Origin of the sequence: Streptomyces sp. NPDC093801, assembly GCF_040701585.1 — a bacterium.
Lineage (GTDB): Bacteria > Actinomycetota > Actinomycetes > Streptomycetales > Streptomycetaceae > Streptomyces.
This window is the reverse complement of sequence record NZ_JBFBDP010000005.1, coordinates 291,538-309,695: the sequence shown is the minus strand read 5'-3', so window position 1 is coordinate 309,695 and position 18,158 is coordinate 291,538. Positions and strand designations below refer to the sequence as shown.

The following is an 18,158-nucleotide window of genomic DNA, read 5'->3' as shown; positions in this document are numbered from 1 at the left end:
TCGGCCGGGAAGTTCGGCAGTGTCGAGAGGTCGTTGCCGAAGGACGCCGTCTCCGAGGTGAAACGGTCACCCGTCAGCTGCATACCGTCACCCGAGTCACCCGCGAAGCGGATGATCACCCGGTCGACACGGCGGATCTCCTTGCCGGCTCCATCGGTCCGAGGCGCGCCGCGCTGCTCACCGATGGCCCCGCCGGCCCCGTCGGCCTGCTCGGCCGGGCTACTGACCTGGCTGGTCACTGAACTGGACCTCCTTCGAGGCGTGGGCGTTCACTCCCAAGGCCAACCCTACGTCCGTGACGTGATCCGTCCCTGGGCCGCCCGCATTCTGGACCGCCCCTTTCGGGGCGGTCTGTCCGACAGACGTCGTGCTCTACTCGAAATATTCCAAATCACCCGGCCGTCGCACGGTGGCGTCGCCGTCGCGTGCCTTAACTGACAGACTGTCAGTCGATCAGGACCTCAGGTAGGTCAGAACCGCCAGCACGCGCCGGTGATCCCCGTCACTCGGAGACAGGCCCAGCTTCATGAAGATATTGCTGACGTGCTTCTCCACGGCCCCGTCACTCACCACGAGCTGCTTGGCTACAGCGGAATTCGTCCGTCCCTCCGCCATCAGTCCGAGCACCTCGCGCTCGCGCGGGGTCAGACCGGCCAGGACGTCCTGCTTGCGGCTGCGGCCCAGCAGCTGCGCCACGACCTCGGGATCCAGGGCCGTACCGCCCTGCGCCACCCGGACGACGGCGTCGAGGAACTCGCGCACGTCGGCGACCCGGTCCTTCAGCAGGTACCCCACCCCCGTGCTGGAACCGGCCAGCAGTTCGGTGGCGTACTGCTCCTCCACGTACTGCGACAGCACGAGCACCCCGATCCCCGGGTGATCGCGGCGCAGCCGTACGGCGGCCCGCACGCCCTCGTCGGTGTGCGTCGGCGGCATCCGCACGTCGGCCACCACCACGTCCGGCAGCGCTCCCTCGGCCGCCAGGTCCGCCACCGTCTTGACCAGGGCCTCCGCGTCCCCGACGCCCGCCACGACGTCATGCCCCCGGTCGGTCAGCAGCCGGGTCAGGCCCTCACGGAGCAGCACTGAATCCTCGGCGATGACGACCCGCACCCTGTTTTCCACGTTGTGAAGCTCCCGCCCGCTCGCATACCCGTCTGGCACGCCAAGCATCCCAGCCGAAGCCACGGTTCCGGTCCGGCCGGGATCAAGGGCGGGGTCAAGGGCGGGGTGCAGGGCGGGCCACCCTCAGGCGCGCCAGGGGAGCTCCGCCGTCGCCGTCGTGCCGTGGCCCTGTGACGAGTCCACGACCAGTACCCCGTCCACCGCGTCCAGCCGCTCCGCGAGCCCCGCCGGCCCGCTCCCGGCCGAGGGGCCGTCCGGGTGCGGGCCGTCACCCGCGACCCGGATCATCAGCCGCTCCCCGGACCTCCACACCTCCACGCTGGCGCTCCGCGCCCCGGCGTGCCCGCTCACGTCCCGGAGCAGCTCGGACACGGTGAAGTACGCGAGCCCCTCGATCGCCGCCGCGGGCCGGGACGGCAGGTCCACGTCGACCCGTACCGGAACGGCGCACCGCGAGGCCACCGCCGACAGCGCCGCGTCCAGCCCCCGGTCGGTCAGCACCGCGGGGTGGATCCCCCGGGCCAGGTGCCGCAGCTCCCGCAGGGCGGTCTTCACCTCCCCGTGGGCCTCGTCCACCATGCGGGCGGCGGCCCGCGGGTCCTCGGCCAGCCGCTCCTTCGCCAGCCCCAGGTCCATGGCCAGCGCCGCCAGCCGCGCCTGGGCCCCGTCGTGCAGCTCCCGCTCGATCCGACGCAGGTCGGCCGCCGCGGTGTCGACGACCACCCCGCGGTCGGACTCCAGCTCGCTGACCCGCTCGTCGAGCCGCGACCGGCCGAGCAGCCCGGTGACCAGGACCCGGTCGACGGTCACCAGGGCCCGGATGACCCAGGGGGCGGCCAGCGTGAGGCACAGCCCGGCCAGAGCGGCGACGGCGACGGCCAGGGGCGAATCCAGGTAGAAGGTGTAGCCGTCGTTCTGGAACAGCTGCAGTCCGGGCTGGTCGGTGAAGGCCGGGAAGACCCAGAACCACAGCGGGTACAGGAGCATGCCCCACCCGTAGCCCCACAGGACGAGGGCGAGGCAGGCGGAGAACAGCGCCCAGGGGAAGTGGACCAGCGAGTACAGCACGTGCCGCCAGGCGCTGCCGCTCTTCAGCAGCGCCCCCATCGCGGCCGGCACCCCGGCCCTGCCCGCCCGCACCGGCGCCGGCGCGCCGACCGGCACCCGCAGCAGCCCGCGCACCCGGGCCCGCTCCACGATCCCGAACCCGCGGCACATGGCGAGCACCCCGGCCAGGACCGGCACCCCGACGAAGGTCACGAGCAGGCCGGCCCCGGCGGACACCCCGGCGATCGCGAGCCCGAAGTACACCGTGCTCAACGGCAGCCCGACCACCAGGTACAGCAACTCCCGCCAGGTCCGCCCGGCCACGGGCGCCAGCAGCGCCGCCCGCATCCCACCCCTGCGCTCCGCCATGTCCCGGACCCCTTCCATCCCGTTCGCCGACCCCTCCACCCTCCGTCGGCCCCCCGCCCCGGAACCATCCGGCGGGTCGGCGTCCCGCCCGGGGGGTTAACCCCACCCCCTCAGCCGCGCCCGCGCCACGGCAGCTCCGCCACCACCACCGTCCCCTCGCCCGCGGGGGACTCCACCACGAACCCCCCGTCGACCGCCCGCACCCGCTCCGCGAGCCCCGCCAGCCCGCTCCCCCCGGACGTGCGGGCTCCGCCCCGCCCGTCGTCCCACACCCGGATCAGCAGGCGGGTCTCCTCCCGCCACACCTCGACGCCCGCGCCCCGCGCCCCCGCGTGCTTGCTGACGTTCTGCAGCAGCTCCGACACCACGAAGTACGCGATGCCCTCGATCGCCTCCGCCGGCCGCTCCTCCAGCCGCACCGACACCTTCACCGGCACCAGGCACCGCGCCGCCACCGACGACAGCGCCGCGTCCAGCCCCCGGTCCGTCAGCACCGCCGGATGGATCCCCCGCGCCAGGTCCCGCAGCTCCTGGAGCGCGAGCTTGACCTCCCCGTGCGCCTCGTCGACCATGGCCGCCGCGCCCTCGGGGTCCTCCAGCAGCTTCTCCTTCGCCAGGCCCAGCCCCATCGCCAGCGCCACCAGCCGCGCCTGGGCCCCGTCGTGCAGGTCCCGCTCGATGCGCCGCAGGTCGGCGGCCGCCGTGTCCACGACCACCCCGCGCCCCGACTCCAGCTCGGCGATCCGCCGCTCCAGTTCGTCCGAGGGTGACAGCAGGCCCCGCACCATCGCCCGGTCCAGGTTCGCCATCAGACGCACGACGTACGGCAGCACCGGCCACAGCACGAACAGGCCCAGCAGGGCGATACTGAAGGTCAGCACCCCCCAGGGCAGCCGGACCAGCTCGAACAGCACGGTCCGCCACGCCACCGGGTCCTTGATCCCCGACCACAGCCAGGGGAAGAACCCGCCGGAGCGGCCAGGCCCCGGCAGCGGGCTCGGCTCGTCGACCCGCAGACCCAGCAGGGCCCGGGCCCGTATCCGCTCCAGCACTCCGAGCTGCCGGGACAGGTACAGCCCGGCCAGCAGCAGCGGCAGCCCGACCACCGTCACGGCCAGCCCGCCGGCGGTCGCAAGCATGACAACCGTGTAAACAAACCCGATCAGCGCCACCGGCAGATTGGTGACCAGATAGGCGATCTCCTTCCACGTGGCCGCGGCGAAAACGGGCCGGACGGGAGGAGGGGAGGAAGCATGATCGTTCGCGGTCATGCGGCCCAGCCTGTCAATTCCGCCCCGGCAATGCCATGGGGTGGCCAGGCGCGAGTAAACGGGGGGTAACCCCACCCCGTGCGGACCAGGGCCTAGACTCCCGTCCGTACCAGATCACCGAGAACGTCGACAGTGGCCGAGGAGCGAGGAACGGACGTGCCCGAACCAACGGTATCGACCGGGACCGTGACCGCCGCGGACTACTTCCAGAGCTATTCGGTCGTCGGCCTGCTCGCCGTCCTCGGCGTGCTCTTCGTCGCCGTGGCCTTCGGCGCCGGCCGCCTGCTGCGGCCCGTGGTCCCCACCCCCGAGAAGCTGCTGACGTACGAGTGCGGCGTGGACCCCGTGGGGGAGGGCTGGGCGCACACCCAGGTCCGCTACTACGTCTACGCGTTCCTCTACGTCATCTTCGCGGTCGACTCGATCTTCCTCTTTCCGTGGGCGACGGTCTTCGCCGCCGCCGGCTACGGCGCAACGACCCTGGTGGAGATGTTCGTCTTCCTGGGATTCCTGGCCGTGGGCCTGCTCTACGCGTACAAGAAGGGCGTCCTCGAATGGACGTGACACCGGCTGCCGTGACCCCGGAGCCCGTTCCGCTTCCGGAACCCAGGAGGCTGGGGGTCCTCTCCCGCCTGGCCCCCGAGCCGATGAAGGTGGTCCTGAACTGGGGCCGCCGCTACAGCCTGTGGGTCTTCAACTTCGGCCTCGCCTGCTGCGCGATCGAGTTCATCGCCGCGTCCATGGCGCGTCACGACTTCATCCGCCTGGGTGTCATCCCCTTCGCGCCCGGCCCGCGCCAGGCCGACCTGATGATCGTCTCGGGCACGGTGACGGACAAGATGGCCCCGGCCGTCAAGCGGCTCTACGAGCAGATGCCCGAGCCGAAGTACGTCATCTCCTTCGGTGCCTGCTCCAACTGCGGCGGCCCGTACTGGGACTCGTACTCGGTCACGAAGGGCGTCGACCAGATCATCCCCGTCGACGTCTACGTGCCCGGCTGCCCGCCGCGCCCCGAGGCCCTGCTCCAGGGCATCCTCAAGCTCCAGGAGAAGATCGCCCGGGAATCGCTGGCCGAGCGGTACGGCGACCGGCCGTCCGTCGCGCAGCTCACCAGCGGCCTGGTGACGCCCCCGCCCGCCCCGGGGGCCGGCACGTGAACCTCTACGACTCCCTCCCCGACGCGGCGGCGACCGTCTTCGGCGCCGAGGCCGTGGCCTCCGTCGCGTACGACGTCCTCACCGTGGACGTCCCGGCCGGCTCCTGGATCCCCTCGCTGGAGATCGCCCGCGACAAGCTGGGCTGCACCTACTTCGACTGGCTGAGCGCGGTCGACGAGCCGGGCACCGGCTTCCGGGTCTGCGCGCACGTCGTCGCCCTGGAGGGCGGGCGCGTGCGCCGCCTCCTGCTGCGCACGACCGTCTCGCACGGCGCCCCGAGCCTCCCCTCGGCGGTCGCCGTCTACGCGGGGGCGGCCTGGCACGAGCGCGAGACGTACGAGATGTTCGGCGTGGTCTTCACCGACCACCCGCACCTTGTCCACCTCCTGCTCCCCGAGGACTTCGAGGGACACCCGCTGCGCAAGGACTTCGTCCTGGCGGCGCGCGTCGCCAAGGCCTGGCCCGGCGCCAAGGAGCCGGGCGAGGCGCACGACCCGAACGCGCCCAAGCGCCGCCAGATGCTCCCGCCCGGGGTACCGGACCCGAACGAGTGGGGCCCCCTGAAGGGCCAGCTCCCGCCCGCCCCGGCCCGCCCGGCCCGCACCCCCCGCGCCGCCGGCGCGGCGGCCCGCGCCCCCCGTGAGGGGGCGCCGGCCCGCCGCGTCCGCCCCGGAGCGGAGGGCGCGACCCCGGACGCCGCCGCCGTGGAGCCGGCCCCCGACACCACCCGTCCGCCCCGCCGCACCCGCTCGGTAGCCGACGGCTCGGCGAGCCAGACCGCCCCGGAGCCGGCACCGGACACGGAAGCCCCGCGCCCGGCGCGCCGCACCCGCTCGGCTGCGGACGGTTCGGCGAGCCAGGCGGCCCCGGAGCCGGACGCCGAGGCGCCCGCACCGGGTGGACCGGCCGTGGAGGCCCCGAGCCCGGCGCGCCGCACCCGCTCGGCTGCGGACGGGTCCGCCAGTCAGGGACCCGCGCCGGAGCCGGAGGCTCCCCGGCGCCCCGCCCCGCGCAGCGCGGACGCGCCCTGGCACAACCCGAAGCCCGCCTTCGACGAGCCGGCCCCCGAGCCCGGCCCGAAGCCCGAAGCCGGGCCCGACCCCGATCCCGACCACGACACCACCGGAGGCGACGCGTGAACGACGTCCTCGACGTCGCCCTGCGACTGATCGTCGTCTTCGCCGTCTTCCTCGTGCTCCCGCTCGTCATCGGGCAGACCGAGCACAAGGTGATGGCGCACATGCAGGGCCGCCTCGGCCCCATGTACGCCGGCGGCTTCCACGGCTGGGCCCAGCTCGTCGCCGACGGCGTGAAGTTCGCGCAGAAGGAGGACATCGTCCCGGCCAACGCCGACCGGCGGATCTTCCAGCTCGCCCCCGCCGTCGCGCTGCTGCCCTACCTCCTCGTCCTCATCGCCATCCCCATCGGCCCGAGCGAGAGCGCCGTCGGCCAGGTCATCGACGCCGGCCTCTTCTACGCCCTCGCCGTCATGGGCGTCGGCGTGCTCGGCAGCCTGATGGGCGGCTGGGCCTCCGCCAACAAGTTCTCCCTCCTCGGAGGCCTGCGCACCGCCGCCCAGCTGCTCGCCTACGAGCTGCCGATGCTGCTGGCCGCCGCCTCCGTGGCGATGGCCGCCGGGACGGTGTCGCTGCCCGGCATCGTGGGCGCCTTCGAGTGGTGGTGGCTGCCCTGGCAGATCATCGGCGCGCTCGTCTTCTTCACCGCCGGGCTCGCCGAGCTCCAGCGGCCCCCCTTCGACATGCCCGTCGCCGACTCCGAGATCATCTTCGGCGCGTACACCGAGTACACCGGCCTGCGCTTCGCGCTGTTCCTGCTCGCCGAGTACGCCGGCATCGTCGTCCTGTGCGCCCTGACCACCGTCCTCTTCCTCGGCGGCTGGCACGGCCCCTTCGGCGGCGACGGCCTCGGCTGGGTCTGGACCCTGCTGAAGACCGCCGTCCTCGCCTTCGTGGTCATCTGGCTCCGCGTGAGCTACCCGCGCCTGCGCGAGGACCAGCTCCAGAAGCTCGCCTGGACCGTACTCATCCCCCTCGCGCTCGCCCAGATCGCGCTCACCGGCATCGTGAAGGTGGCGATCCAGTAATGCCCCCGATCCCCGGATCCGGCCTCGCCAAGGGCCTGGCCGTCACCCTGCGCACGATGACCAAGCGCGCGCACACCGCCCAGTACCCCGAGGTGCAGCCCGAGCTCCCGCCCCGCAGCCGCGGGGTCATCGGCCTGTTCGAGGAGAACTGCACGGTCTGCATGCTGTGCGCCCGCGAGTGCCCCGACTGGTGCATCTACATCGACTCCCACAAGGAGACGGTGCCCGCCGCCACCCCCGGCGGCCGCGAGCGCAGCCGCAACGTCCTCGACCGCTTCGCCATCGACTTCTCCCTCTGCATGTACTGCGGCATCTGCATCGAGGTGTGCCCCTTCGACGCCCTCTTCTGGTCGCCGGAGTTCGAGTACGCGGAGACCGACATCCACGACCTCACCCACGAGCGCGACAAGCTGCGCGAGTGGATGTGGACGGTCCCGGCCCCGCCCGCGCTGGACCCCGGCGCCGAGGAGCCCAAGGAGATCGCCGCCGCCCGCAAGGCCGCCGAGAAGGCGGAGGCCGCCGCCGCGGCCGCCGCCGGGTCCGGGGCGAACCCGCCCGCGGACGGCACCCCCGACACCCCGGCGGGAGGCACCGCCTGATGTACGCCGCCCACCTCGCCGCAGCCGCGGGCGCCGTCACGGCGGCCGTGCCCGGCGGCCCCGCCCCCGCGCCCGGCCCCGGCTTCCTCTCGCCGACCGGCGTCGAGATCGCCTTCCTCCTCGTCGGCCTCGCCACCCTCGGCGCGGCCCTCGTCACGGTCACCACCAAGCAGCTCGTGCACGCCGCCCTCTGGCTGGTCGTCGCGCTCGGCGGGATCGCCGTCGAGTACCTGCTGCTGACCGCCGAGTTCATCGCCTGGGTCCAGGTCCTGATCTACCTCGGCTCCGTGGTCGTCCTCCTCCTCTTCGGACTGATGCTCACCAAGGCGCCCATCGGCCGCTCCCCGGACGCCGACTCCGGCAACCGGTGGGTCGCCCTCGGCGTCGCCGGCGCCGCCGGCGCCACGCTCGTCTGGGTGGTGGCCGACGCGTTCCGCACCACCTGGATCGACCTCGACGGTCCCGCCCAGGGCTCCACCAAGGTCTCCGGCGAGATCCTCTTCCAGCACTGGGTGCTGCCCTTCGAGGCGCTCTCCGTCCTCCTCCTCGCGGCCCTGATCGGCGCCATCGTGCTCTCGCGCCGAAGCACCCCCGCCGAGGAGGCCGCCGACGCGGCCGACGCCGCCGCCCGCACGGGCGCCGAGAAGGGGCAGCGCTGATGCACCTCGCCTACCCCGCCGTCCTCGCGGCCCTCCTCTTCGCCATCGGCCTCTACGGCGTGCTCGCCCGCCGCAACGCCATCCTGGTCCTGATGTCCGTCGAGCTGATGCTCAACGCCGTCAACCTCAACCTGGTGGCCTTCGACGTCTGGCTGCGCGACACCCTGCACGCCGGCCAGGCCCTCACCCTCTTCACCATCGCCATCGCCGCCGCCGAGATCGGCATCGGCCTCGCGATCGTGCTGATGGTGTACCGCAACCGGGGCACCTCGGACGTGGACAAGCTGCGCGACACCGCCGAGGGCCACGAGCCCGCCCGGCCCGACGACATCACTGCCCGGCCGGAGGTCGCCGCGTGAGCACCACGACCCTCGCGGTCCTCGTCCCCCTCCTCCCCTTCCTGGGAGCGGCGGCAGGACTCCTCCTCGGCCGGACGGCGCCCGGCTTCGTCAAGCCGCTGGCCGTCCTGCCGACGCTGGCCGCCGCCGCCCTGGCCGTCCTCGTCGCCGTCCGGCAGGGCGGCGGCGCGGCGATCAACGCGGCGACCGAGCTGACCCCGACCGGCTCGGTGCCGATCGAGCTCTCGTTCCACATCGACGGCTTCGCCGCCCTGGTCGCCGTCGTGGTCGGCGTGGTCGCCACCTGCGTCCAGGTCTACTCGACGGCGTACCTCCGCGAGGACCCGCGCTATCCGTCGTACGCCGCTCTGGTCTCCCTCTTCACCTCCGCCATGCTGCTCGTCGTCTACTCCGGCGACCTGATGGTGCTGCTGGTCGGCTGGGAGGTCATGGGCATCTGCTCGTACTTCCTGGTCGGCCACTACTGGGAGACCGAGGCGGCCCGCTCCGCCTCCCTCAAGGCCTTCCTCGTCACCAAGCTCGGCGACGTCCCCTTCCTGATCGGACTGTTCGCGCTCGCCACCGACGCCGGCTCCTTCCAGATCACCAAGGTCCTCGGCACCGTCGCCTCGGGCGGGCTCGACCACCCGACGCTCATCGGGCTGCTCCTGCTCGCCGGCGTCGCCGGCAAGTCCGCGCAGTTCCCGCTGCACACCTGGCTCCCCGACGCCATGGCCGGCCCCACCCCGGTCTCCGCGCTGATCCACGCCGCGACGATGGTCGCCGCCGGCGTCTACTTCATCGCCCGCCTCCTCCCGGTCTTCACCGCCTCGCAGGCCACCCTGGTGGTCATGGCCCTCATGGCCGGGATCACGATGGTCGGATCCGGCCTCGCCGCCCTGGCCCAGGACGACATCAAGCGCGTCCTCGCCTACTCCACGGTCGGCCAGCTCGGCTACATGACCGGCGCCCTGGCCGTCGGCGACCGCGGCGCCGCCGTCTTCCACCTCATGTCCCACGGCGCCTTCAAGGCGCTGCTCTTCCTCGGCGCCGGCGTGATCATCCACGCCGCCGGCACGAACTCCCTCGCCGCCATGTCCCGCATGGACGGCCTGGCCCGGCGGATCCCCGACGCCTTCTGGACCATGACGATCGCGCTGCTCGCGCTCGCCGCCGTCCCGCCCTTCGCCGGCTTCTTCTCCAAGGAAGCCGTCCTCGTCGCCGCCGAGCACGCCGCCGGCGGACACTCCGACGTCGCGCCCAGCACGGCCGGCTGGGTGGTGCTCGTCGCCGGCGTGCTGACCGCCCTGCTCACCGCCGCCTACGCCACCCGCCTGTGGCTGATGGCCTTCCGCGGCCGGGGCGCCGCCGCCCCCGACCACGGCCGGGAGCCCCTCGCCATGACCGGCGTGCTGTGGCTGCTGTCCGTCCCCTCGATCGCCTTCGGCCTCGCCGCCGTCCCCCTCGCCGACTGGTTCGACGGCAAGGCGCTCACCCCGACCGTGACCACCTCGGTCCTCGGCACCGGCGCCTCGCTCGTCGGCGTGGTGCTCACCTACGCCCTGTGGCAGCGCGCCACCGCCCGGGCCGCCGCCGGCATCCGCAACGGAGACGCCGTCCCGGCGTCCGTCGCCGCCGCCGCATCCGCCGCCGAGACCCCCGAGGTCGCCGAGGTGACCCACGAGCACCCCGCCGTGCCGACCGCCCCCGCGGCCGACCCCGGCCGGGCCCTCCTCGGCCCGCTGCACCGGCACGCCGCCGACGGCTTCCACCTCGACGCCGTCTACGACCGGCTCTTCGTCCGCCCCGTCCGCGCGGGCGCGAGCCTGGTGCGCTTCCTCGACCGCGAGGTCGTCGACACGTACGTCCGCGGCGCGGGCGCCGGACCCCGGCTGCTCGGCGCACTCGTCCGCCGGGCCCAGACCGGCAACGTGCAGAGCTACCTGAGCGCCCTGCTCGCCGGCGCCGTGGTCCTGGCGATCGCCACCGCCGTCCTCGCCAACGTCAACGCCGGATCGTGAGCCGAGAGTCAGCCGTGATCGATATCAGCCCGTCCGTGATGCAGTTCCTTCTGGCGTTCATCGTGGCCGCACCGCTCCTCGGGGCCGTCGCCGCCCTCCTCCCGGCCCCGCCCGGGCTCAAGGGCAGGAGCCCCGAACAGGCCGTGCTCCGCCACGGCGTCACCCTCACCGGTGTCGTCCTCGCCGCGGCCGTCGCCCTCACCCTGGGCTTCGACCACGACACCCCGTCCCGCTTCCAGGCGACGACGGACATCAGCTGGATCCCGGCGCTGAACATCCGGATCCACCTCGGCGTCGACGGCATCTCGCTCCCCCTCCTCCTGATGACCGCGCTGCTGTTCTTCCTCTGCGCGGTGTACAGCTACTTCAAGCTCCCCGAGGGCCCCTCCCCGAAGGCCTTCGTGGCCCTGCTGCTCCTCCTCGAATGCGGCACCCTCGCGACCTTCGCCGTCCTCGACCTGATGCTGTTCTTCCTCGCGTTCGAGACGGTCCTCATCCCGATGTACTTCCTCATCGCCCGCTGGGGCGGTGCTCAGCGGCGCCCCGCCGCCTGGAAGTTCATCCTCTACACCCTCCTCGGCTCCGTGGTCATGCTCCTCGGACTGCTGCTGATCGGACTGGACAGCGGCACCTTCGACATGGTGGCACTCGCCTCTGACAACGGCCGCGGACTGGGGCACACCACCCAGATCCTGGCCGTCCTGGCCATCGGCCTCGGCCTCGCCGTCAAGACCCCGATGTGGCCCCTGCACAGCTGGCTGCCCGACGCCCACACCGCCGCCCCCACCGTCGGCTCCGTGCTCCTCGCGGGCGTCCTGCTGAAGATGGGCACGTACGGGTTCGTCCGCATCCTGCTCCCCGCCACCCCCGAGGGCATGCAGACCTTCGCCCCCTACCTCGGCGCCTTCGCCGCGGTCGGCATCATCTACGGATCCCTCGCCTGCCTCGCGCTGACCCGCAAGGGAGCCAAGGGCGACCTGAAGCGCCTCATCGCGTACTCCTCCGTCGGCCACATGGGCTTCGTGCTCCTGGGCATCGCGACCATGACCCCCACGGGCGTCAACGGCGCGCTGTTCGCGAACATCGCCCACGGCCTGATCACCGGCCTCCTCTTCTTCCTGGTCGGCGCCCTCAAGGACCGCTACGGCAGCAGCGACCTCGACACCCTCGCCGGAGCCACCGGCGCCGCCCTCTACGGCCGCGCCCCCCGCCTCGGCGCGCTCCTGGCCTTCGCCGCAGTCGCCTCCCTCGGCCTGCCCGGCCTGGCCGGCTTCTGGGGCGAGATGCTGGCCCTGTTCGGCGCCTTCGACCCGGCCGCGGGCCTGTCCCGCCCGGCCTTCCTCACCTACATGGCACTCGGCGCGCTCGGCACCCTGCTCACCGCCGCCTACCTGCTGATCGTCGTGCGGCGCGTCTGCATGGGCGACCCCAAGGCCGGTCCCGAGCTGACCCTCGCGGACGTCCGGCACTACGAGCTCGCCGCCTGGACCCCGCTGGTCGCCCTCACCGTCCTCGCCGGCCTGTGGCCCGCCACCCTCCTCGGCCTGACCGACCCGGCCGTCCAGAAGCTCCTCGCAGGAGGCAACGCATGACGGCCCTGACGGCCCTGGCCGCCGACACCCCCAGCCTGGTCCAGTCCGTCGACTGGCTCGCGATCGCGCCCGTGGTCCTGCCCGCCGCCGTCGCCCTGGCCGTCCTGGTCGCCGACCTCTTCCTGCCCGAGGCCCGCAAGCCGGTCCTCGGCTGGGTCTCGGTCGCCGGCCTGGCCGCCGCGACCGCCGCCCTGCTGCCGCTGCGCGCGGGCGACCGCGCCACCTTCTGCCTCACCGGCGACCCCGGCGCGTGCAGCTACACCGCCGACCACTTCGCGCTCGTCATCCAGTTCCTGGTGCTGGCCGGAGCCCTGGTCACCGCCCTGCTGTCGGTCACCGCCGTCCGCGAGGGCCGCATCCCGGCCGGCGAGTACTGGTTCCTGCTGCTCTCCTCCGCCGCCGGAGCGGCCCTGCTGCCCGCCTCCCGCGACCTCGCCACCCTGATCGTCGCCCTCGAGGTCGCCTCGCTGCCCGCCTTCGCCCTCGTCGGCATGCGCCGCGGCGACCGGATGTCCTCCGAGGCCGCCCTCAAGTTCTTCCTGTCCTCGGTCACCGCCACCGCCGTCTCCCTGATGGGCGTCAGCCTCGTCTACGCCGCCACCGGCACCCTGCACCTGGTGCGGGTCGCCGACCGGCTGGAGGACGTCCCCGGACAGCTCGACGTCCTCGCCATGGCGGGCGTCGCCCTCACCCTCGTCGGCTTCGCCTTCAAGACCGCCGCCGTCCCCTTCCACTTCTGGGTCCCCGACACCTACGTGGGCGCCCCGCTGCCCGTCGCCGGCTACCTCTCGGTGATCGGCAAGGCCGTCGGCTTCACCGGCCTGATCCTCGTCACGGTGATCGCCTTCCCCGCGTACTCCGACGTCTGGGGCCCCGCCCTGGCCGTGCTCGCCGCGCTCACCATGACCCTCGGCAACACCGCCGCCCTGCGCCAGTCCCCGGACCGCCCGCACAGCGCCGTACGGCTGCTCGCCTGGTCCTCCGTCGGCCAGGCCGGCTACCTGCTGGTCCCGATCGCCGCGGCCGCGTACTCCGACCGCGACCAGATCGGCTCCACCGTCGCCTACGCGCTCATGTACGCCGCCGTGAACCTCGGCGCCTTCGCCGTCGCCGCGCTGGTCGCCCGGACCAAGCCGCTGCACCGCATCAGCGACTACCGCGGCCTGTACGCCGAGCGCCCCGCCGCCGCCCTGTCGCTGGCGTTCTTCCTGCTCTGCCTGGCCGGACTGCCGCCGGGCGTCATCGGCCTCTTCGCGAAGGTCACCGTCTTCCAGTCCGCCGTCGACGCCGGCCTCGGCTGGCTCGCCGTCCTCATGGCCGTCAACGTCGTCATCGCCCTGTACTACTACCTCCGCTGGACCTCCCTCCTCTTCCGCGCCCCGGAGGCCGCGGGGGAGCCGGGCGGGACGCCCGCCCGGGCCAAGGCCCCCTGGCCCGTCGCGGCCGCCATCGCCCTCACCGCCGTGACGGCCCTGGTCCTCTCGGGCGCCCCCCAGCTGGTCCTGCGCTTCGCCGCCGGCTCCCTCTTCCCGCTGTAACCCGCCCGCCCCGCACGCCCTCACCCGTACGGAGCAACCCCCGCCGCCGCCCCCGGCCCGTGCCGCCCGGGCGCGGCGGGGCCCCGCCGCGCCCGGGAACCAGACGCCCCCACCTCGCGTTGACCACGAAGGGAGGGTCCACTGGACCGAAGACCCTCAGATCCACGACGGGGCTCCCCTGACGCACCACTTGGAGGGCGAACCGTGCACCGCCGGCACAACGGGCTGAAGACCGCCGTACTCCTCGGCGGGATGTCCGCACTCATCATCCTCATCGGCAGCTTCTTCGGCCGGGGCGGCCTGATCATCGCCGTACTCGTGGCCCTGGCGACGAACGCCTACGCGTACTGGAACAGCGACAAGCTGGCTCTGCGCGCGATGCGCGCGCGGCCCGTCAGCGAGTTCGAGGCCCCCGAGCTCTACCGCATGGTCCGCGAGCTCTCCACGTCCGCGCGCCAGCCCATGCCCCGGCTCTACATCTCGCCGACCGAGGCCCCCAACGCCTTCGCCACCGGCCGCAATCCGCGCAACGCCGCCGTCTGCTGCACCGAGGGCATCCTGCGCATCCTCGACGAGCGCGAGCTGCGCGGGGTCATCGGGCACGAGCTGAGCCACGTCTACAACCGCGACATCCTCATCTCGTCGGTGGCCGGAGCCCTCGCCTCCGTGATCATGTTCCTGGTGAACTTCGCCTGGCTGATCCCGGTCGGCCGCTCCGACGACGACGAGGGCCCCGGACTCATCGGCATGCTGCTGATCATGATCCTCGGCCCGCTGGCCGCCTCCGTGATCCAGCTCGCCATCAGCCGCTCGCGCGAGTACGAGGCGGACGCCTCCGGAGCCCAGCTCACCGGCGACCCGCTCGCCCTGGCCGGAGCCCTGCGCAAGCTCGACGCCGGCACCAAGCAGCTTCCGCTGCCCCCCGAGCCCCGCCTGGAGACGGCGAGCCACATGATGATCGCCAACCCCTTCCGTCCGGGCCAGGGAATCTCCAAGCTGTTCTCCACGCACCCCCCGATGGCCGAGCGCATCGCCCGGCTCGAACAGATGGCAGGACGCAGCCAGTGAAAACCATCCTGAACGTCATTTGGCTCGTGCTCAGCGGGATCTGGCTGTTCCTCGGCTACTGCGTGGCCGGCCTGATCCTCTGCGTCACCATCATCGGCATCCCCTTCGGCATCGCGGCCTTCCGCATCGCCCTCTACGCCCTCTGGCCCTTCGGCTACACCACCGTCGAGCGGCACGACGCGGGCGCGCCCTCCTGCATCGGCAACGTCCTGTGGCTGCTCCTCGCCGGCTGGTGGCTGGCCCTCGGCCACATCGCCACCGGAATCGCCCTCTGCGTCACGATCATCGGCATCCCCTTCGGCATCGCCAACTTCAAGATGGTCCCCCTCTCCCTGTTCCCGCTGGGCCGTGAAATCGTCCCCACGGACGCCCCCTTCGCCTCCCGGTGACGGCCGGCACGCGCTTCGCCCTGTGGGGCGAGGACGAGGACCACGAGGAGGAGCAGCTGTGGGCCCTGTGCGAGGAGGCGGAGAACCTCTTCGCCGACCCGCCGGAGCCCACCCGGCGCCACTACGAACTGCTGGGCTGCGCCTTCGAGGGGGAGCCGCCGTCGGCCCTGGGCTTCCTGAACCTCAAGCCCCTCGACAAGAACGGCGCCCCGCTGTGGGAGTGGTACCTGGAGGACGCCCGCGTCCTCACCACCCGCCCGTGCGCCCGTGACCTGTCGCGGCTGGACGTGACCATCGAGGCCGTGCGCTCCGCGCAGCAGCCGGCCTACCCGCAGAGGGTCGCCCTGTCGGTGGGCTTCAGCCTCTCGGACGTCGACGACCGGCTCCTGGGCCACTTCCGGGACCTCGCCGAGGTGCTTCCCGTGGAGGAGCCCGGTCCGCACCCCGTGCGCCTCCTCGGGTGCTCCCTGCACGGCCCGCTGCGGGACGTGGTGGAGGGCCGCAGGAAGCGGTACCTCGCCTACCGGCACCTCGACGCGCTGGACGACGCCGGGGAGGTCCTCACCCAGGCGGGGAACCCGGACGTCGTCGACTGGGAGCCGTCCCCGCGCGGCCCCGGCCTCTACGACCTGACCGTGCACATGGACCCCCAGCCGTCGGTCGCCGCGGCGATCTGGCCGCTGTGGCGCGGAGGCCGTCCGGCCGTCCCCAACCTGTGGGCGCCGTTCGGCCCCGCGGGCCGGGCCCGCTGGCTGGACCCGGCGGTGCACCACCGGCCGGGCCCGGACCGTCCGGCCGGCGGCACCTACCACCTCGACGGCCGGCACGTCACCGACTACGAGGGCTTCCTCTGCGCCCTCGGGGAGGCCGTCAACGGCCCCGGCGGGTACTTCGGCCGCTGCCTCAACGGCGTCTCGGACGCCCTGGGCGGGGGATTCGGGGCGACCTGGCCGTTCACCCTCGTCTGGCACGAGCACGAGACGGCCCGCCGCTGCCTGGGCGTACAGCCCCTGACCTTCGGCCCGCCGTCCTTCCCCGAGCTGCTCGCCTTCCTGCGGGAGAAGCGCATCGAGGTCGTCCTGGCCTGAGTTGTCCACAGGCCCGGCGGCTGTCAGTGCGCTGCGTCACCATGAACACATGGACGAGACCGAGCAGTTGCTGGAGCAAGTGACCGACCGCGTACGAGACTCCCTGCGCGAGCACGGAAGGCCCCTTCCCACGCCCCTGGCGGAGGGAGAGGCCGACCGGGCCGAGCGCGTCCTGGGCTTTGCCCTCCCGCCCCTGCTCGCCGCGCTGTACACAGGCGTCGGCGACGGCGGATTCGGACCCGAGTACGGACTGCTGCCGCTGCGTGAGGCCATGGCGGCGTACGAGGCGGGGCGCGCGTCGGACCGGGGCTGGCCCGAGGGTGTCCTGCCCATAGCCGACCTCGGCTGCGGCATGTCCGCGTGCGTGGACTGCCGCTCCGAGACCGCCCCGGTCCTGCTCTTCGAGCCGAATCCGGGCGATCCCGGCCTGGCCTGGTACCACCACTCCCCGAGCCTGGCGCGCTGGCTGCGCGACTGGCTCGACGGCGCCGGCTGGTTCCGCGAGGAGTGGGACGAGGACGAGATGGAGCTGCGCCCCTGGGCGGAGTTCAGCTCCCGGACCTGAACCGGCCCCGCACCCCGTAGGCCAGTGCGCCCAGCGCCAGGACCGCCGCGCCCGACACCGCCGAGGCGGCGGGCAGGGCGCAGGCCAGCAGCACGCAGCCGGACAGCCCCGCCGCTGCCACGGCCCGCCCCTTGACACCTGAACCGAGAGTCCACGCGGAGGCGTTCGCGATCGCGTAGTAGGCCAGCACTCCGAAGGAGGAGAAACCGATCGCGCCCCGCAGATCGGCGGTGGCCGCGAGCACCGCCACCACCGCACCCACGGCCAGCTCCGCACGGTGCGGCACCCGGTGCCGGGGATGCACCGCCGCCAGCGCGCGCGGCAGATGGCCGTCCCGGGCCATCGCCAGAGCGGTCCGCGACACCCCGAGCACGAGGGCCAGCAGGGAGCCCACCGCGGCCAGCGCCGCGCCCACCCGGACCACCGGGACCAGTCCGGGCCGCCCGGCCGCGCGCACCGCGTCGGCCAGCGGTGCCGACGACCCCGCCAGCCCGTCGGCACCGAGCACCGACAGGGCCGCCACCGCCACGGCGGCGTACACCAGCAGGGCGATCCCCAGCGCCAGCGGCACCGCGCGCGGGATCGTGCGCCGCGGATCGCGCACCTCCTCGCCCAGGGTGGTGATCCGGGCATAGCCGGCGAAGGCGAAGAACAGCAGGCCGGCGCCCTGCAACAGCCCGGCGACGCCCCAGTCCCCGCCGCCGAGGCGGCCCGCGGCGGCCGCGGGGGACGTCAGACACGCCACGACCACCCCGGCCAGCACCGCCAGGACCGCCGCCACGATCAGCCGGGCGATCCGGGCCGACTTCTGCACCCCGCCGTAGCCCGCGGCGGTCAGCGCCACCACCGCCGCCACGGCCACGGCGTGCTCCCGCCCCGGCCACACGTACGCCCCGACGGTCAGCGCCATCGCCGCGCAGGAAGCCGTCTTGCCGACCACGAAACCCCAGCCGGCCAGGTACCCCCAGAAGGGGCCGAGCCGCTCGCGCCCGTACACGTAGGTGCCACCGGAGGCCGGGTAGCGGGCGGCGAGCCGCGCCGAGGAGTGCGCGTTGCAATAGGCCACGAACGCGGCCAGGGCCAGGGCGGCCAGGAGCGCGCCGCCCGCCGCGCGGGCCGCCGGGGCGAGGGCGGCGAAGATGCCGGCGCCGACCATCGCGCCGAGCCCGACCACGACGGCGTCGGAGACACCCAGGGTGCGCTTCAGCTCGTTGTCCACGGGCGGGAG

General features: G+C 73.4%; 18 protein-coding genes and 1 pseudogene. 14 read left to right on the top strand and 5 right to left on the bottom strand.

Annotated features, from left to right (window positions below; genetic code table 11):
- The 4 genes and pseudogenes from AB0469_RS08125 to AB0469_RS08110 all read right to left on the bottom strand — a co-directional run.
- A pseudogene (locus tag AB0469_RS08125) lies at nucleotides 1-239 on the bottom strand (2-oxoglutarate ferredoxin oxidoreductase subunit alpha); the annotation flags it as partial.
- Between the two features lie 214 nt (nucleotides 240-453).
- Nucleotides 454-1,113, bottom strand: coding sequence for a response regulator transcription factor (locus AB0469_RS08120; RefSeq protein ID WP_366450496.1), 660 nt, complete (start codon nucleotides 1,111-1,113; stop codon nucleotides 454-456).
- A gap of 135 nt (nucleotides 1,114-1,248) precedes the next feature.
- Nucleotides 1,249-2,541: a sensor domain-containing protein gene (locus tag AB0469_RS08115; protein ID WP_366450481.1), complete on the bottom strand. Its 1,293-nt coding sequence runs from the start codon at nucleotides 2,539-2,541 to the stop codon at nucleotides 1,249-1,251.
- 110 nt (nucleotides 2,542-2,651) lie between these two features.
- Nucleotides 2,652-3,812, bottom strand: coding sequence for a sensor domain-containing protein (locus AB0469_RS08110; RefSeq protein ID WP_366450480.1), 1,161 nt, complete (start codon nucleotides 3,810-3,812; stop codon nucleotides 2,652-2,654).
- Nucleotides 3,813-3,968: 156 nt separating this feature from the next.
- Here AB0469_RS08110 and AB0469_RS08105 point away from each other — a divergent pair, with 156 nt between their 5' ends.
- The 14 genes from AB0469_RS08105 to AB0469_RS08040 all read left to right on the top strand — a co-directional run bounded on the left by AB0469_RS08105 (nucleotide 3,969) and on the right by AB0469_RS08040 (nucleotide 16,930).
- Nucleotides 3,969-4,376 carry an NADH-quinone oxidoreductase subunit A gene (locus tag AB0469_RS08105; RefSeq protein ID WP_042820021.1) on the top strand — a complete coding sequence of 136 codons (408 nt, stop codon included), beginning with the start codon at nucleotides 3,969-3,971 and terminating at the stop codon, nucleotides 4,374-4,376.
- The gene (locus tag AB0469_RS08100; protein WP_366450479.1) at nucleotides 4,367-4,969 is read left to right on the top strand and encodes an NADH-quinone oxidoreductase subunit B family protein; all 603 of its coding nucleotides are present in this window, start codon (nucleotides 4,367-4,369) and stop codon (nucleotides 4,967-4,969) included. The genes AB0469_RS08105 and AB0469_RS08100 overlap by 10 nt, the downstream gene beginning before the upstream one ends.
- A complete protein-coding gene (locus AB0469_RS08095) occupies nucleotides 4,966-6,108 on the top strand; it encodes an NADH-quinone oxidoreductase subunit C (RefSeq protein ID WP_366450478.1) in 1,143 nt (380 codons plus the stop codon). Before AB0469_RS08100 ends, AB0469_RS08095 begins: the two co-directional genes overlap by 4 nt.
- Nucleotides 6,105-7,073: a complex I subunit 1 family protein gene (locus AB0469_RS08090; RefSeq protein WP_366450477.1), complete on the top strand. Its 969-nt coding sequence runs from the start codon at nucleotides 6,105-6,107 to the stop codon at nucleotides 7,071-7,073. The genes AB0469_RS08095 and AB0469_RS08090 overlap by 4 nt, the downstream gene beginning before the upstream one ends.
- Nucleotides 7,073-7,672: an NADH-quinone oxidoreductase subunit I gene (locus tag AB0469_RS08085; RefSeq protein ID WP_366450476.1), complete on the top strand. Its 600-nt coding sequence runs from the start codon at nucleotides 7,073-7,075 to the stop codon at nucleotides 7,670-7,672. The genes AB0469_RS08090 and AB0469_RS08085 overlap by 1 nt, the downstream gene beginning before the upstream one ends.
- Complete coding sequence (locus AB0469_RS08080; protein ID WP_366450495.1) at nucleotides 7,669-8,331, top strand: NADH-quinone oxidoreductase subunit J; 663 nt, start codon at nucleotides 7,669-7,671, stop codon at nucleotides 8,329-8,331. The genes AB0469_RS08085 and AB0469_RS08080 overlap by 4 nt, the downstream gene beginning before the upstream one ends.
- Nucleotides 8,331-8,690 carry an NADH-quinone oxidoreductase subunit NuoK gene (gene nuoK, locus AB0469_RS08075; protein WP_366450475.1) on the top strand — a complete coding sequence of 120 codons (360 nt, stop codon included), beginning with the start codon at nucleotides 8,331-8,333 and terminating at the stop codon, nucleotides 8,688-8,690. Before AB0469_RS08080 ends, nuoK begins: the two co-directional genes overlap by 1 nt.
- On the top strand, nucleotides 8,687-10,690 hold the full coding sequence (locus tag AB0469_RS08070; protein WP_366450474.1) for an NADH-quinone oxidoreductase subunit L: 2,004 nt from the start codon (nucleotides 8,687-8,689) through the stop codon (nucleotides 10,688-10,690). The genes nuoK and AB0469_RS08070 overlap by 4 nt, the downstream gene beginning before the upstream one ends.
- A 14-nt stretch (nucleotides 10,691-10,704) precedes the next feature.
- The gene (locus AB0469_RS08065) at nucleotides 10,705-12,282 is read left to right on the top strand and encodes an NADH-quinone oxidoreductase subunit M (RefSeq protein ID WP_366450473.1); all 1,578 of its coding nucleotides are present in this window, start codon (nucleotides 10,705-10,707) and stop codon (nucleotides 12,280-12,282) included.
- Nucleotides 12,279-13,820 (top strand): NADH-quinone oxidoreductase subunit N, encoded by a 1,542-nt coding sequence (locus tag AB0469_RS08060; protein ID WP_366450472.1) that lies wholly within the window; start codon nucleotides 12,279-12,281, stop codon nucleotides 13,818-13,820. The genes AB0469_RS08065 and AB0469_RS08060 overlap by 4 nt, the downstream gene beginning before the upstream one ends.
- A 204-nt stretch (nucleotides 13,821-14,024) precedes the next feature.
- Complete coding sequence (gene htpX, locus AB0469_RS08055; protein ID WP_366450471.1) at nucleotides 14,025-14,888, top strand: zinc metalloprotease HtpX; 864 nt, start codon at nucleotides 14,025-14,027, stop codon at nucleotides 14,886-14,888.
- Complete coding sequence (locus tag AB0469_RS08050) at nucleotides 14,885-15,277, top strand: YccF domain-containing protein (RefSeq protein ID WP_366450470.1); 393 nt, start codon at nucleotides 14,885-14,887, stop codon at nucleotides 15,275-15,277. Before htpX ends, AB0469_RS08050 begins: the two co-directional genes overlap by 4 nt.
- Nucleotides 15,274-16,365: a hypothetical protein gene (locus tag AB0469_RS08045; protein WP_366450469.1), complete on the top strand. Its 1,092-nt coding sequence runs from the start codon at nucleotides 15,274-15,276 to the stop codon at nucleotides 16,363-16,365. The genes AB0469_RS08050 and AB0469_RS08045 overlap by 4 nt, the downstream gene beginning before the upstream one ends.
- Nucleotides 16,366-16,414: 49 nt before the next feature.
- Complete coding sequence (locus AB0469_RS08040) at nucleotides 16,415-16,930, top strand: SMI1/KNR4 family protein (RefSeq protein WP_366450468.1); 516 nt, start codon at nucleotides 16,415-16,417, stop codon at nucleotides 16,928-16,930.
- On the opposite strand, the gene AB0469_RS08035 is transcribed toward AB0469_RS08040, so the two are convergent.
- On the bottom strand, nucleotides 16,914-18,149 hold the full coding sequence (locus tag AB0469_RS08035) for an APC family permease (RefSeq protein WP_366450467.1): 1,236 nt from the start codon (nucleotides 18,147-18,149) through the stop codon (nucleotides 16,914-16,916). The genes AB0469_RS08040 and AB0469_RS08035 overlap by 17 nt on opposite strands.
- Nucleotides 18,150-18,158: the final 9 nt, after the last annotated feature.